General features: G+C 68.4%; 12 protein-coding genes and 1 pseudogene. 7 read left to right on the forward strand and 6 right to left on the reverse strand.

Annotated features, from left to right (window positions below):
• Positions 1–236: 236 nt before the first annotated feature.
• Complete coding sequence (locus ACFWYS_RS29555) at positions 237–896, reverse strand: HNH endonuclease family protein (RefSeq protein WP_384775382.1); 660 nt, start codon at positions 894–896, stop codon at positions 237–239.
• A gap of 604 nt (positions 897–1,500) precedes the next feature.
• Here ACFWYS_RS29555 and ACFWYS_RS29560 point away from each other — a divergent pair.
• The 4 genes and pseudogenes from ACFWYS_RS29560 (at position 1,501) to ACFWYS_RS29575 (ending at position 6,873) form a co-directional block, all read left to right on the forward strand.
• Positions 1,501–2,106, forward strand: coding sequence for an NB-ARC domain-containing protein (locus ACFWYS_RS29560; protein ID WP_384775384.1), 606 nt, complete (start codon positions 1,501–1,503; stop codon positions 2,104–2,106).
• 15 nt (positions 2,107–2,121) lie between these two features.
• Positions 2,122–2,336, forward strand: a pseudogene (locus ACFWYS_RS29565) (MerR family transcriptional regulator); the annotation flags it as partial.
• Between the two features lie 229 nt (positions 2,337–2,565).
• Complete coding sequence (locus tag ACFWYS_RS29570) at positions 2,566–4,548, forward strand: potassium transporter TrkA (protein ID WP_384775387.1); 1,983 nt, start codon at positions 2,566–2,568, stop codon at positions 4,546–4,548.
• Positions 4,549–5,445: 897 nt separating this feature from the next.
• A complete protein-coding gene (locus tag ACFWYS_RS29575; RefSeq protein ID WP_384775390.1) occupies positions 5,446–6,873 on the forward strand; it encodes a family 2B encapsulin nanocompartment shell protein in 1,428 nt (475 codons plus the stop codon).
• A gap of 43 nt (positions 6,874–6,916) precedes the next feature.
• Here the strand turns inward: ACFWYS_RS29575 and ACFWYS_RS29580 are convergent, their stop codons facing one another.
• The gene (locus tag ACFWYS_RS29580) at positions 6,917–7,126 is read right to left on the reverse strand and encodes a hypothetical protein (RefSeq protein ID WP_384775642.1); all 210 of its coding nucleotides are present in this window, start codon (positions 7,124–7,126) and stop codon (positions 6,917–6,919) included.
• Here ACFWYS_RS29580 and ACFWYS_RS29585 point away from each other — a divergent pair.
• The 3 genes from ACFWYS_RS29585 (at position 7,035) to ACFWYS_RS29595 (ending at position 10,742) form a co-directional block, all read left to right on the forward strand.
• The gene (locus ACFWYS_RS29585; protein WP_384775638.1) at positions 7,035–8,222 is read left to right on the forward strand and encodes a family 2 encapsulin nanocompartment cargo protein terpene cyclase; all 1,188 of its coding nucleotides are present in this window, start codon (positions 7,035–7,037) and stop codon (positions 8,220–8,222) included. The genes ACFWYS_RS29580 and ACFWYS_RS29585 overlap by 92 nt on opposite strands.
• Before the next feature lie 62 nt (positions 8,223–8,284).
• Positions 8,285–9,160: a geranyl diphosphate 2-C-methyltransferase gene (locus tag ACFWYS_RS29590; protein WP_384775393.1), complete on the forward strand. Its 876-nt coding sequence runs from the start codon at positions 8,285–8,287 to the stop codon at positions 9,158–9,160.
• A 229-nt stretch (positions 9,161–9,389) separates the two neighbouring features.
• Positions 9,390–10,742: an FAD-dependent oxidoreductase gene (locus ACFWYS_RS29595; protein WP_384775396.1), complete on the forward strand. Its 1,353-nt coding sequence runs from the start codon at positions 9,390–9,392 to the stop codon at positions 10,740–10,742.
• 1,118 nt (positions 10,743–11,860) lie between these two features.
• On the opposite strand, the gene ACFWYS_RS29600 is transcribed toward ACFWYS_RS29595, so the two are convergent.
• From ACFWYS_RS29600 to ACFWYS_RS29615, 4 genes are all read right to left on the reverse strand, one after another.
• On the reverse strand, positions 11,861–12,094 hold the full coding sequence (locus ACFWYS_RS29600) for a hypothetical protein (protein ID WP_384775399.1): 234 nt from the start codon (positions 12,092–12,094) through the stop codon (positions 11,861–11,863).
• A gap of 217 nt (positions 12,095–12,311) precedes the next feature.
• On the reverse strand, positions 12,312–13,220 hold the full coding sequence (locus ACFWYS_RS29605; protein ID WP_384775401.1) for a ParB N-terminal domain-containing protein: 909 nt from the start codon (positions 13,218–13,220) through the stop codon (positions 12,312–12,314).
• 2 nt (positions 13,221–13,222) lie between these two features.
• A complete protein-coding gene (locus ACFWYS_RS29610) occupies positions 13,223–14,557 on the reverse strand; it encodes a hypothetical protein (RefSeq protein ID WP_384775404.1) in 1,335 nt (444 codons plus the stop codon).
• Positions 14,558–14,687: 130 nt separating this feature from the next.
• Complete coding sequence (locus tag ACFWYS_RS29615) at positions 14,688–15,101, reverse strand: hypothetical protein (protein WP_384775407.1); 414 nt, start codon at positions 15,099–15,101, stop codon at positions 14,688–14,690.
• Positions 15,102–15,317 lie beyond the last annotated feature (216 nt).

Consider the following 15,317-nt stretch of genomic DNA (forward strand, 5'->3'; position numbering starts at 1 on the left):
GTTGGGTTTCACTACACCCCCCCCCCTGTTGGGGGGTGTTCGCGGGTTGTCCCCCGCCGCGGGGCCCCGGCGCGGGCGCCCGGCGGGGGGCGCTGCGCAGGCGGGCCCCACGCATTGCCCGGTTCCCATGGACTCAGACGGCGGACACTTCGGCGTCACAGCATGCGTTGCGTATGCGGCTGAGGCACCATGCACTGGCTGGGCCCGCCGCATTCGCGGCGGGCCCGTTTCCTTGTTCAGGGGGCGGGATCGTACGTCACCGTCTGGCCCGGACAACCCGAAGCCACCCCCTCCAGCGCGGCCAGCTCGGCGTCGTCGACGGCCAGGCCCCAGCGGAGTTTCGTGCCCACCCACTCGCCGACGTATCGGCAGTGCGCATCGGCGGCGGGCGGCAGCCACTGCGCGGGGTCCTGGTCGGCCTTGCTGCGGTTGGAGCGGGCGGTGACGGCGACGAGCGACTGTTCGGCGCCCTGGTCGTTGGCATACGCCTCCCGGCGCTGCGCGGTCCAGGCGGAGGCTCCGCTGTCCCAGGATTCGGCGAGGGGCACCATGTGGTCGATGTCGAGCCCGGACGCCGACGTCACGACAGTGTTGTCGTAATACGAGAACCAACTCCCGCCGGTCAGCCGGCAGCCCGGCCCGACGGCGGGCGGGGCGACCGCCTCATGGAGGAGGACCTCGGCGCGGGTGTTGCAGCCGTCGGCCGGGGCGTCGCCACTGTTCCAGTGGCGGAACTTGTTGCGGTCGTAGCCGTCACGGGACTCAGTAGCCACGGGCAGGCGGGCGACGGCTTCCGTAAGGAGCATGGTCTCCGCGGCATGGGCGGGAGTTACGACGGTGAGAGGCAGGACGGCGAGGGCGGCGGCCGTGAGACCGCGCAGGACAGCATTGATCATGTGCCGTTGATAGCCCCGCTCCCGGGGGCGTGATCAGCAGTTTCCTCGGAGCGCCGCCCTTGTGGGTGGAAAGGTCATACCGGAGAAACGAAACGCCCCGCGGCTCGACGGCGGTGGGGTTCAGTTATGCGGGGTGCCTGCTAGTGCCGTCTTCTCCGATGGGAAGCCAGTCTGGCCGTAGCTGATCCGCCAAGATGCGCTTCGCCGGGCACCGTTGTCGGATGTTCCGCTGCTGAGGTGATGGCCTGTCACTATGGTCCGAGCGAGTGGCCGTCGTCGGGGGTTCGGGTGCGCGTTCGGTTCGTGAGCTTGGTGTCGCTGGCTGGCATGGGTGCGGTGCTGGCGGTCGGTCTGGCGCTGGCAGGAAACGCCGCCACATCCGGTGATCGGTGGCCCGGACTGCTGGATGAGCTGCGGAAGCATCCGTGGCCATGGACCGGCGCGCTGGCCGGACTCGCGCTGGTGGCGGCGTGTGCCACGGTGTGGATACAAGAGCGTGTACCGGCGGCTTCGGACGATCCGCCGCCCCCGCCGCCCGCAGCCGTGCCGGGCTGGTTCGTGGACCGGGAGCAGACCCGGGCAACGGTTGGAGCGGTGTGCCGTGATGGCCGTGCAGTTGGCATCACCACTTCCCTGTGGGGGGGCGGGCGGCTTCGGCAAGACCACACTCGCCACCGCCGTGTGCGCGGACCGGTCGGTGCGGCGCCGGTTCCGCCAGCGCGTCTATCCCGTCACCATCGGCCGGGACGTCCGCGGGCGGGCCGCTGTCGCCGCGAAGGTCGCCGAGGTCACCCGGTTCATCACCGGTGACACCGCCGAATTCGACGATCCTGACCTGGCCGGCGCCCACCTCGGGCGGCTCCTCGACGCACGGCCGCGCACCCTGCTCCTCCTCGACGATGGGTGGGAGAGCGAGCAGCTCACCCCGTTCCTGCACGGAGGCCGGCACTGCGTCCGGCTGGTCACCACCCGCAATCCCGACCTCCTGGCACCTGGCACCTGGCACCTGGCACCTGGCACCTGGCACCTGGCACCTGGCACGCACCGTATCCAGGTCGACGAGATGTCCCCCCTCCAGGCGCGGGCGGTGCTCACCTGGGATCTGCCGCCCCTACCCGATGCCGTTCGAGGACCTGATCCGCACCACCGGCCGACTCCGCATTCTTACAAACGTCGCGGCACGCCACCCCGGCCAGCTCGGCTTCGATGAGCGGGATGCACCGCCCTGCGCTTCTACGGGCGCGGAGGGCCTGCTCGTCGGACCGGTCCAGCGCATCGGGCGGCCGACGGCGCTACAGCTCCGGCGATGCCGAGTGGATGCGGGTCTGCGTCAACCTCCGCGAATCCGGCATGCCGCTTGCCGATATCGAGCACCTCGCTGAACTGGCAAGCCGAGGACCGGGCAACGAAGTGGATCGTCTGCGACTGCTCCATCAACATCCCTACCCGCAACAAGTAGTTGTCCCAGATGATCGCTATTTACGCGTCCGAGCCAAGATGAGAGGCGAAGGCGCGGGGAGCCATCCCGCCTGTCCGCTTGCTGTGTGCACCTCTGCGCCCCCTCGATCCCCTGTACCCCCTGTGTCCTGGCGATTAAGTGATCGCGTCGACGGTAGGAATGCCGTTGCTCGGGGGAGGGCCACCGGCAGCGGAGGGAAGGTCTTCGGCGGTGCGCGTGAGGCTGCGGGAGCGATTGCGGTACTGGTTCGACGGGACGATGGACCGGGGGACGCAGGCATTGATCGGCTGGCTGGGCCTGGCCTCCGCCGTGTTGATCGTCCTGGTGACGTCCGGTGTGGTCGCGCTCACCGACGAGGACACCGAGAGGAACGGCGGCTGGCTGGGCGTGGCCTGGATGAGCCTGCTGCGTACGCTCGATCCCGGCACGATGGGCGGGGACACCGGGGGTCCGCTGTTCCTCGGCCTCATGCTGGCCGCGACCGTCGGCGGGATCTTCATCGTCAGCGCACTCATCAGTGTGCTGACCGCCGGTCTGGAGGCCCGGATCCACGAACTGCGGCGGGGCAAGTCCCGGCTGATCGAGCGTGGGCACACCGTCGTGCTCGGCTGGTCGGAGCAAGTCTTCACGGTGATCGCTGAGTTGGTCGAGGCCAACCAGAGCGAGCGGCGTTCGTGTGTCGTGATCCTCACCGAGCGCGACAAGGTGGAGATGGAGGACGAGATCCGCAGACGGATCCCCGACACCAGACGCACGCGGGTGATCTGCCGGTGCGGCAGCCCACTTCAGCGGGCGGATCTGGAACTGGTGAGTCTGGACGCGGCCAAGTCCGTCATGATTCTGCCGCCCGGCGGGGACGACGGGGACACCGATGTCATCAAGACGTTGCTGCTCCTGAACAACCGGTCGTGGAGCGGCCCGCGTCCGAACATCGTTGCGGCCGTGCACCGGTCGCCCAATCTGGCGGCGGCCCGCCTCGCCGCAGGCGAGGACGCCCTGGTGATCGACGTCGACGACATCGCAGTACGCCTCATCGTGCAGTCGCACCGGCAGACGGGCCTGTCCACCGTCTTCAACGAAATGCTCAGCTTCGTCGGCAACGAGTTGTATCCCTACCCCGTGACCAGGCTGGCCGGCTCCACGTACGGGGAGGCGCTCAACAGATTCGACCTCGGCATTCCGGTCGGACTGCGCAGGAAGGACGGTGAGTCCCTGGTCAATCCGCCGATGGACACGGTCATCGCCCGCGATGACGAGGTGCTCGTCCTGGCCGAGGACGACCTGCTCATCCGGCTGGCAGACGCCCGGCCCGCGATCGTCGGCTCGGCGATCACCTCCGCCCCCGGCCGGCCTCCGACACCCGACCGCACCCTCATGATCGGCTGGAACTCCCGTTCGGCAAAGATCATCACGTTGCTGGACTGCCTGGTGGAGCCCGGATCGCTGATCGACATCGCGGCGGCCCAACGCCCCGAGTGCGACCTCCAGCAGCACGTGGAGAAACTCACAGTCGGCTACAAACCCTGCGACCCCACACTCCGGCCGTCGCTGGAGTCCTTGGGACTGGACGGCTACCGCAACATCATCGTCCTGACCGATGACGACATCGACCCCGAATGGGCCGATGCACACACCTTGGTGACGCTGCTTCACCTGCGCGACATCGCCGTTAGGTACGACAGTCCGTACTCGATCGTCACCGAGATGAACAATGACGCCAACCGCGAGATCGCCCAGGTCACCAAGGCGGACGACTTCATCGTCAGCACCAAGATAATCAGCCTCCTGCTGACCCAGCTTGTCGAGGACCGCCACCTCCACGCCGTGTTCACCGATCTCTTCGATCCGGCGGGATCGGAGATCTACCTCAAGCCGGCCACCAACTACCTCTTTGCGGAAACGCCAGCGAACTTCGCGACCGTCATCGAGGCGGCCCGGCAACAGGGAGAGACAGCAATCGGCTACCGGATCGCGCGGCACAGCGAGGAACCTCCGAACTACGGCATCTTCCTCAATCCCGCCAAGACCGCGCCACTGACCCTGAGCGAGGACGACACCGTCGTGGTCCTCGCCGAGAACGGCCGCCCGGCCATCACCATGCCCACAGCTCTAGACGGCCACCAGACCGGCGGTGCAGAGGCGGTACCGCCCTTCAGCTCCGGCCGCAGGCCGTCCGCACCAGGTCCTGCCTGAACGCCGGGCACCTTGGGCTCGGTTCTGCCGGGATGCTCCTGCGCCAACGGGTGTTCGATGAGGGTCCGTGGTGGCCCCGCCCCGTGGCTGCAGCCGCAGGCAGGCGGCAAATGGGGCCGCTTCAAAACGTCACCCGGCGCTCGCCGTCCAGGCGGGGCCAAGTGGCCCATGTCGAGGGGCCGATGAACGGCGTCAAGGCCACCGCAGGCCGCCCACCCAGGCGCCGTGCTTGCCACTCGGTAGGCTCCAGCTCTTCTGCGCCATCCACTCCGAGTAGCACCTTCCGCGCGGTCAGCGGTTGCCGGAGGTGACCGGGAGGCCAGGCGACACTGTCGGCGATGATCCGCTGACCGGTGAAGCCCAGGCAGCGGGTCGGCCGCCATTCGAGGTCGCTCGTGATCTCGATGCCGACTCCGGGTTGCCCGTAGGGCGTGGAGGACTCCCGGCACGTAACGGGCTTGGAGCGCGCAGTGGACGGAGACGTCGAAGTGGCGGGCGAACGCCGCGTGCAGTGCGTGACAGTTGTCGACCGCGCGGCGTGGCAGGTACAGCAGCGGCCACGTCTGAGCGTCCGCGGCGTGATCGGGACGCACGATGGCCCGGGCCGTTTGACTGCGGTGCGGGCTTGCGGTGTTCGTGACGGCGTCACACGATCGCCGTGCCTGTCACCTTGTGCTGACCTGCCGGTGTCACTCTCAGGCTGACGCACGTGTCCTCTGAACAGCAAGTTTGACCGATGAGGGGGCGTGGGGGGCGCATTTCAGTGCGAGCAACGCCCTCACGCGCCACCCAGGTCGATTACTCACCGTGACAGATTCCTGATAGTTCTGTGCACGGAGCGTGACGACACTGACGGTCGACACGTCGGTCACCCGTGCGATTAGGAAGAGGTATGTGATGTCGGTCGAGACCCGGACAGCCCCGGCGGACCCCGAGGCGGCGCAACAGCAGGAGCAGCAGAGCCTCAGCACTACGGCAGCGCGCAATCTGGCCACGACGACCAAGTCCGAGCCCCAGATGCAGGGGATCAGCTCGCGCTGGCTGACCCGGATGCTGCCCTGGGTGAACGTGCCGGGCGCGACCTACCGGGTCAACCGCCGCCTGTCGTACACCCTGGGTGACGGCCGGGTCTCGTTCGTGAAGACCGGCTCGAAGGTCCAGGTCGTGCCGGCCGAGCTCGGCGAGCTGCCGCCGCTGCGCGGCTTCACCGACGACGACGCGCTCGGCGCGCTGGCCGAGAAGTTCGTGCAGAAGGAGTACGAGCCGGGCCAGGTCATCGTGCAGGCCGGCCGCAAGGCCGACCACGTGTACCTGGTCGCGCACGGCAAGGTGGAGAAGATCGTCGAGGGCCCCTACGGCGACGAGTCGGTCGTCGGGCTGCTGGCCGACGGGGACGCCTTCGGCGGGCAGGCGCTGGCCGATCACGGCCAGAAGTGGGAGTTCACGGCGCGTACGCTGACCGCCACGACGATCCTCGCGCTACCGGTGACGGCGTACAAGGCGATCGCCGAGCGGCACGAGAAGCTGCGCGCGCATATGCAGATGATCAGCTCCAACGGCCACCGGAAGATGAACAAGGCCGGCGAGGCCGAGATCGCGATGAGCTCGGGCCACATCGGTGAGGAGACGCTGCCGCAGACCTTCGCGGACTACGAACTCAAGCCGCGTGAGTACGAGTTGAGCGTGGCGCAGACGGTACTGCGGGTGCACAGCCGGGTCGCCGACCTCTACAACGAGCCGATGAACCAGACGCAGCAGCAGCTGCGGCTGACCATCGAGGCGCTGCGCGAGCGGCAGGAGCACGAACTGGTCAACAACAAGGAGTTCGGCATGCTGCACAACGCCGACTTCGACCAGCGCATCTCCACCTTCTCGGGCCCGCCGAGCCCGGACGACCTGGACGAGCTGCTGGCCATGCGGCGCAAGACCCGCTGCTTCCTCGCCCACCCGAAGGCCATCGCCGCGTTCGGCCGCGAGTGCAACAAGCGGGGCATCTACTTCGGCGGGGTCGAACTGCACGGCAACCACCTGCCCGCCTGGCGCGGGGTGCCGCTGCTGCCGTGCAGCAAGATCCCGATCAGCAAGCAGGGCACCTCGTCGATCATCGCGATGCGCACCGGCGAGGACGACCAGGGCGTGATCGGCCTGTACCAGACCGGGATCCCGGACGAGGTCGAACCCGGCCTGAACGTGCGCTTCATGGGCATCAGCGAGCAGGCGATCATCTCCTACCTGGTCAGCAACTACTACTCCGCGGCCGTACTGGTGCCCGACGCCCTCGGGATCCTGGAGAACGTGCAGGTCACCCGCACGAACGGGAGCTGACGGCGGTGTCGCTGATCTCCCGGATCACCGCGCCCTCAGCGGGTCACGACGTGGCGGGGCTGGTGCGGGCGCTGCTGGCGGAGGGTGCGTCGGCCGAGCCACGGTCGCCGTCGCCCGCGAAGGCGACGAGCGGCCCGCGACTGCCCTTGGCCCCCACCGGGTTGGGTACGTCGGCGGCACGGATCTCCTCCGGCCCGGGCACGGCCGGAATCCGCACCACGACGAGCGGCGCGACAGGTGTCGCCTCCCCCACGCTTCCCCTCCCGCCCCCATCGGCCACACCGCAGGCCATGCCCGCCCTGCCCACCGGCCCCACCGGCCTGGGCACGTCCGCGACCCGCCCGGTCCCGGCTCCCCGACCTCACCGTCGATCGGCACCGGCGGATCCCGCACCCCGGCTCCACTGCCCGCCCGCCGTCCGCGACGACCGCGCTCTCGGGGACACCGTCACCGAACGCCTCGTCACCTGGGCCGAGGAGATCGGGATCTATCCCGGCCAGCTCGACAAGATCCGCAAGGCCGACTTCGGCCGGCTGATCATGCTCGCGCACCCGGAGTCCGACGACCCCGACCGGCTTCTGGCAGCGGCCAAGTGCGCCCTGTCGGAGTGGGCGGTGGACGACCACTACGTGGACGGCGAGGTGGAGGAGGCCCGGCACGACCTGCTCGGCCAGCGACTCGCCATCGCCCACTCGGTGATCGACCAGGCCAACCTCCCGCTCGCGTACGCGGGCCAGTTGGAAGAGGTCGTCACGGCGGACCCGGTGTGCCGGGCCCTGCGGGACAGCCTGCGCAACCTCCACTCGTACGCGACGACCTCACAGGTACGCCGACTGCGCCACGAGCTGGGCATCATGTTCGTCGCCTACGGCCAGGAAGGGGTCTGGCACACCAAGGAACAGACCCCGCCGGTGTGGGAGTTCCTGATGCACCGGCACGAGAACAGCTTCATTCCGTGCATGGTGCTCATCGACGCGGTCGCCGGTTACGAGCTGCCGTACGGCGAGTTCGCCGATCCCCGGGTCCGCCGCGCGTTCACCCTGGCCGGCACCGCCAGCGTGATCGTCAACGACCTCTACTCCATGGGCAAGGAGGACCCGACGGACTTCAGCCTGCCGAGGCTGATCGTCGCCGAGGACGACTGCTCGCTTCAGGAGGCCGTGGACCGCACGGTCGACATCCACAACGAGCTGATGCACACCTTCGAGGCCGAGGCCGCCGCCCTCGCCCTGACCGGCTCCCCGGAACTGCGCCGCTTCCTGGCCGGTACCTGGGCCTGGCTGGGCGGCAACCGGGAGTGGCACGCCAACAGCGCCCGCTACCACGGCGACGAGGCGAACGCCGCCTGACCACAGACCCGTTCACGCCCGGCCTGTGTTCCACCCACAACGAGTAAGGACCTGCACGACTCATGTCCCGCATTTCGACGCAGATGGAGGACATCGCCATGGGCGACGTCCTGCGCACCGACTACCAGAAGTCGGTTGCCGCGTACTGGAACGCCGAGAAGGACCCGGTCAACATCCGCCTCGGTGAGGTCGACGGCCTCTACCACCACCACTACGGCCTCGGCGAGTACGACCCCTCCGTCCTGGCCGGTCCGGCCGAGACCCGCGAGCAGCGCATCATCGAGGAGATGCACCGCCTGGAGACCGCCCAGGCCGAGGTCCTCCTCGACCACCTCGGCGCCATCAAGCCCGCCGACCGCCTGCTGGACGCCGGCTCCGGCCGCGGCGGCACCAGCATCATGGCCAATGCCCGCTTCGGCTGCCACGTCGACGGCGTGAGCATCTCCGAGCAGCAGGTCGCCTTCGCCAACGGCCAGGCGGAAAAGCGGGGCGTGGCCGACAAGGTCCGCTTCCACTTCCGCAACATGCTCGACACCCGCCTGGACACCGGCTCGCGCCGCTCGATCTGGACCAACGAGACGACGATGTACGTCGATCTCTTCGACCTGTTCGCCGAGTTCTCCCGCCTGCTGGAGTACGGCGGCCGCTACGTGTGCATCACCGGCTGCTCCAACGACGTCACCGGCCTGCGCTCCAAGGCCGTCAGCAAGATCGACGAGCACTACACCTGCAACATCCACCCCCGCAGCGAGTACTTCAAGGCCCTCGCCGCCAACAACCTCGTCCCCATCCAGGTCATCGACCTGACCCCGGACACCATCCCGTACTGGGAACTGCGCGCGCAGTCCTCGGTGGCCACCGGCGTCGAGGACCCCTTCCTCACCGCATACAAGGAGGGCAGCTTCCACTACCTCCTGATCGTCGCCGACCGCATCTGACCTGACGACGGCGCTCGGCCCCGGACCCCCCGGCCCGGGGCCGGGCCGAGCCCCGCCCAGTCCAGGAAGCACCTTGCGCCCAGGAGCGGGAGCGCGGCTTTGGTGTGCCGCAGGTGCTTCGAGCTCCGGTGATCGCGCCGGTGACCAGTTGACGGCCGTATCGCAATGATCAGTGTCCAGGGGTTGATCCCCGTGATCCGCCCCGCCCTCGACAAGCATGGGAGCCGAGATGAAGACGAACCGCCCCTGGGACAAGGCCGTGGTCATCGGCGGGAGTTACGCGGGGCTGGTGACCGCGCGGGTGCTCGCCGACTTCTTCGCGCACGTCGTCCTCGTGGAGCGGGATGCCATCGACGAGGACACCGGCGCCCATCCGGGCGCGCCGCAGGGCTATCACGCGCACGCGATGCTGGCCAAGGGCGGCGAAATCCTCCAGCGGCTCTTTCCCGGGCTGCGGGAGGAGCTACGGGAAGCCGGTGCGCCGGTGTTCGACTACGGGGAGGGGATCGACTTCCTGCTGCCGACCGGACTGGTGCCCCGGGGACGGACGGGGGTGCAGATCCAGTCGTTCACCCGTGACGAACTGGAGCGCCGACTGCGGCGCAAGGTCCTTGCCCGGGCCGAGGTCACACTGATGTCCGCCACGCAGGTCTCGGGCCTGACCCGGGACGCCTCGGGGCGAGTGACCGGGGTGACGTGCCGGCAGCAGGGCGCGGAAGCGATCGATCTGCCCGCCGATCTGGTCGTTGACGCCTCCGGCCGGTCCAGCGCACTGGAGGACTGGCTGCACGCGGCCGGCGTCACGGTCCCCCCGAAACGGACCGTGAAGGCGAAGGTCACCTACACGTCGATGAACTTCGACCGCCCGGAGGAGGACCACCCGAGCCACCCGGACTTCTACGTCGCGTACCAGATGCTGTTCGCCCCCCGTGTGCCCCGGGCCGGGGTCCTGCTGGCCGTGGAGCGCAACCGGTGGACCTGCTCGCTGTTCGGCTTCCAGGACCAGCCGCCCACCGACGACACCGGCTACCTGCAGTTCGCCGAGAGCCTGGACAACCCGCGCCTGGCCCAGCAGATCGGGCGCCGCACGGCCCAGGAGTCCACCTATCGCTACACCAACGTCGACAACCAGTGGCGGCCCTATCACGCCGTCAAGAACTGGCCGGACCGGCTGATCGCTGTCGGGGACGCGGTCTGCGTCTTCAATCCCGTCTACGGCCAGGGCCTGACCGTGGCCGCGATGGAGGCCGAGCTGCTGCACCGGATGCTGGCGCGCCACAGAACCTCCGGGAAGCAGCTGGACGGGCTGGCCCGCGGCTACCAGAAGCGGGTCGGCCGGCTGCTGCTCGGCCCGTGGACGCTCTCCACCAATTCGGACCTGATGTGGAACCCGGACCGTCAGCCCGTTGGAGCGAGGTTCGCGCACTGGTACAACACCAGGCTCTTCCATGTCGCGGTCAAGGACGCGGCCGTTTGGACGAGGTTCGTGCGGGTGGTGAACATGGTGGCTTCCCCCGCCGTGCTCTTCCATCCCGCCGTGGCGTGGAAGGTCCTGTCCACCGCGTTCACCCTGCGGGACTGAGCTTGACTCCGTCGGGGTTCTCGGAGTTGCCGAGGTCAGCTGCCCGCGGTCAACGACGCAACCCGCGAGCTAGGGATTGCCTTGGGCATCGCCCTGTTCAGCACCCTGGCCACCGGCACCTACACGAATCACGTTGGCGACGCGGCCCGTCGACTACCCCCGCCATACGCGGAGACAGCCCACGATTCCGCCGCCGGGGCGCTGGCCACCGCCCAACACCTCGGACCTGAAGGCAATGCCCTCGCCCATACCGCCCGCGACGCCTTCGTCCACGGCTTCTCCTTCACCGTTCTTGTGGGCGCGGGATCCTGCTCGCCACTGCGCTCGGAATCCTCCCCCGCCTCCTGCGGAAATAGGGCCCGGCCCGGCGGTCAGGCCGCCATGCGATGGTGGGACCGCTCGCGTTGCGGACCTTCTCCCTCGTGATCCGAGTATGGTGCGGCAGAACGAGAAACGACGTACTCGCACTCAAGCATGCAGGTCCACCTCGACGAACTCACCCTCCGGCTGGCCCCTGTGAGGGCCTCGCGGGTACCTCGGCTGGGCTCTGGCACTCCTGGGGTAGTGGCGGGTCATGCCCTCTGCTGTGATCTCCGTCTGCTTCAGCATGCCATCGGTCTGTTTCGGAGTCGCCTGTGTGCCGTGGCTGACCAGTGCGCTGCTGCCGGTCTTGAGCAACGGGTCTTCACTCAGAAATGAGGTGGGTGCGGTCTAGGCGGATGATGACAGCCGATTGATTGATGGCCTGCTCGCGCAGGGCTGTGTTCTCCGCGAGCAAGACGGCGATGACGGTAGCGGCTGCGTCGACCTGGTCCTGGAGTTGCTGTCGCTCTTGCCGGTTGTTCTTGAGTTGGCGGCGAAGATCAGCGATCTCCTGCGTTTGCCGTTGGTCGAGGAGACTTGCCGGGCTCTGGCCGATGTGGTCGTCCTAGTCAGGGAGCACGTCGGTGGCGCGGTTCATGGTGGCCCGGCTGACGCCGGCCTCCCGCCAGAGGTTGTTCTTTGTCCGGTATTGCCGAACAGCGGCGGACAGCCGCCTTCCAGGACCGGGGGGGACTGGATGACGGGCTCGTCGTCCCGGAAGACCGAGACGGGCAGGGCGAGCGGCAAGCGGCTGGTCATGCGTCGAAATCCACGTGCGCCGAGAGGGGAAGAGGCAAGGCCGCCTTGCCTTCGGCGATCTGGCGGCGGGCCTGAGCGATCTCTGCGCCGGTGCGGGCCTTGATCGCTTCGGTGACGTTGACGCGGCTCTGTCCCCAGAGCGTGTGGAAGAGCTGAGGCGACAGCCGCAACTGGAGGCGTTCGAGATGGTCGGAGAAGAGCAGAAGCTGGGGCAGGTTCGAGGGCAGCACGAACGCGTCACACCTCCGACTGGCACAGAAAGGCTGCACGTTGCCAGAGTGGTGACGCTCGCCTGTGGGGACAGGTCCAGAGTGATGGTGTTGGTGTCCTGCTCCCCGCACACGCGAGGATGGTCCCAGGGCGGCGCTCGTCGGCACGCCGTGCGTGGCCTGCTCCCCGCACCTACGGGGATAGTCCCAGCCATGCCGTGGCCGTGGGGCAGGGCTCTTAGACCCACTTTGAGTTGCCAGCCAGAACGCCGAGAGCTTGCCAGGGCTCGTTCTCCGGTACGGTGCCCTCCTGCACCATGCGGTCCATCACTGCTCGTATGGCGGCCGCGGTTTCCACCGGGATCTCCCGCACACCGAAAACCGACTCCAGCGGCGCAGTCCCCGCCCGGGTCGCCTCCCCGGAGTACGCGTCGAACCAGCCCTCGGCCAGCTCGCCCACATGTCTCTCGAACACGGCGAGGATCACGCCGAGCGCCGTCGCGCTGTTGCCGATCTTGTACGCAGCCCGGGAGGTCTCCAGCGCATCTAGTACCGGCTCGTACTGCTCCAGCCCGGCCACCCATCGCTGGTCCGCGGTCGCCGTCGACCGGGCCGCGTCGAAGGCGGCCTCCGCGCGCTCCAGCTCTTCGGGCAGGAACATGAACTGCACGCTGGCGAAGTCGAGGTTCGCCTCACCCAGGGAGGCGACGTCCACCTTCTCCAGCAGATCCAACGCCTTGTCGTCCAGGCCCGTGTACTGGCGCCACTCCACCGACTCCAGCTCGTCGTACAGCTCCTTGAGGATCGCCGGATCGTCCTGCCCAGCGATCGCGTTGTGGGAGAGCTGGAGCGCGATCTGCCGCTGCCGGGGCAGTGGCTCGTCGATCTGCATCCACCAGATTTCTGACAGGCCGGCCTCGATCGCGGCGAGCGTTCGGTGGTTGCCTGACAGCACAACGAGCCGCCTGGTTTCGGTGTCGTTCCACACCAGAGGCGTCGAGGTCAGACAGCCGTCGCGCTCGATGTTCGCGACGAGCTGCCGGAACTGCTCGTGCGGCAAAAACCTGGCGTTGACGTCGAGAAGCGTCAGCGTGCGCGGATCGCCCTGCACCATCTGCGGCGGGGCGAGGCGGCTGGTGTCCTCCATGATCAGACTCCCGTCTTCGTAGCCGGGGCGCCCCACCGCTTCACCCACATATCCAAGGCCTCGGCCAGCGTGTGCTGGCCCATGGCCCCCTGGTACTGGAGCTGGAACTTCCAGCCGTCCTCGTTCGACGGGCTGCGCTTGTTCAACCGCAGCAGCCCGCGGTACTTCATCGACACCGGGTTGTTGCTGAACGCCGTCGTCGCCACCCGCCGGATCCGCCGCGAGAACGCCCGCTGGCACAGCAACTGCGCCTCGCCGGAGGTGGCCGCGAGCACGATCAGCTTCGACAACCGCGGATAGGCGGTCGGCGCGACCGCGAAGTCCGAGAGCACGTACACCTCGTCGGGCGTGAACGTGCTGGGTGCCATGGCGAACACCCCGAGCAGCCGCCCACCGCCGTCCCGGACCGCAACGGCCAGATTCGCCGCGCCGGGCGCGATCCTCGGGTTCAGATATCGCGAGCGCAGCGCGTTGAACTGGCCGGGTTTCAACAACGACAGGGAGAGAGGGCCGACCAGTTCGTCTCCTTCGCGCAGGCGCGGGGCCTTCACCGGCTCGATCGGTTGGCGCGGAGCGACGATCCGCGTCCGGGCCTCGCTGGCGTACACGTAGAAGGGAGCGGCACGCGGCGTCGCCTTGATCACGCCGCGCAGGTAGGAGTGAAGCTCGGGTACATCGTGGTTGGAGGCTGTCAGCCAGTACGGCCGGCCCGTGATCGCACCGAGCACGCTGACCACGTCGTCGTCGGACAGCGGCTCGTACTGGGGCGCGTCCCAGGTGAAGTGGGCTTCCAGCGGCTCGTACAGCTTCTCGTATCCGCCGCCGTAGAAGGGAGGGAAGGAGCACACGGGAGCGTCACCGGGGACCTTCTGGAGCCAGGAGCGCACGTCTTCCATCTCGTACGAGGCCAGTTCGACGTCCGAGCGGGACAGCCGCTCCACGGTCTCCGCGTGCTTGGCTTTCCACTGCTCCCGGTAGGAGCGCACCACCCGCTCGTGCCACAGCCCTTCGCGTCCAACGCTGGCGAGGAACCGTGTGCCGAGCATGAGCGTGGCCACGGTGCCGACGCCGTCGTCCATGGAGTCTGCGAGCCAGCCGAGTTCGTCTGCACTGTCCTTGCGGAGCTGGATGCCGACCGGCTGCCGAGTGAGCCAACGGCCGACCGCGCTGGTGTAGATCGACACGTCGGAGGAGTGGAGGTCGAAGCCCAGGCCGGCCAACGAGCGTTCGATGGTGAAGTTCCCGCAGCACGGGACGTACACCGGACCGCGTGGCCACAGGCTGGCGGTCTCCCGCACGATCGAGCGCATGGGGCCTGGGATGGTGCCCTGGAACATCTCTCCTCCTGGAAACGACAACGCCCGGCCTCGGCGGGATGCCGGGCCGGGCGCCGTGCTGGAACCTAACACGAGGAGCGCATAGCCCCTTGAAATAATGCCACCTATCTATGGGGAGCGGTTCCGAGGTTCACATCAAGGTTCCCTGACGGTAGTGGCCGCCCTCCCCCGGAGACAGCTCCCGCACCTCATCCCCCGTGCGCTCCTTCCACCAGGAGGCGAACACGCTGCGGTGACACCACACTCCCGGCTTGGCCAGATCCTCGAAGCAGAGCAGGACCAGGCGGTGATCGCCCTCGGTTACCGCGATCTGATGGAGCAGCGCCGCGATCCGCTCGGGGCCGAGCTGGTCGAGGTCGGCCCGGTACGCCTGGGTGAACTCGGGCTTCGGCGCGGAGAGGTAGTCGCGACGTGGCGCGAGCTCCCGCACCGCATGGGTGAGGGAGTAGGGGAGCTTGAAGCGGACACCGCCCAGGGTGATCCGTACCGGCACCCCTTGCAGGGGCTGGAATGCCTGAAAGCGGTTGGTGAACAGGGTGAGCACTCAGCTGTTCCTTTCGTGCCGCTCGGCGGCCGGGTGCGCTTGCTGGCGCCGCCGCCGGCGGGCCCGGATTTCTTCGATGCCGCCCGTTCCGGCCCTGATGGACCTCAGCGGCACCGGGTGTGCAGGGAGCGTGTGTGTCCGGCACGCCCGGCTCGGGCTGCCACGCGCACGGGCGCGGGGTGCCGGTGCGGAGGGGGCGCGGATCCGTGCCTCCTT

This window comes from Streptomyces sp. NPDC059010, from assembly GCF_042740355.1.
Taxonomy (GTDB): domain Bacteria; phylum Actinomycetota; class Actinomycetes; order Streptomycetales; family Streptomycetaceae; genus Streptomyces.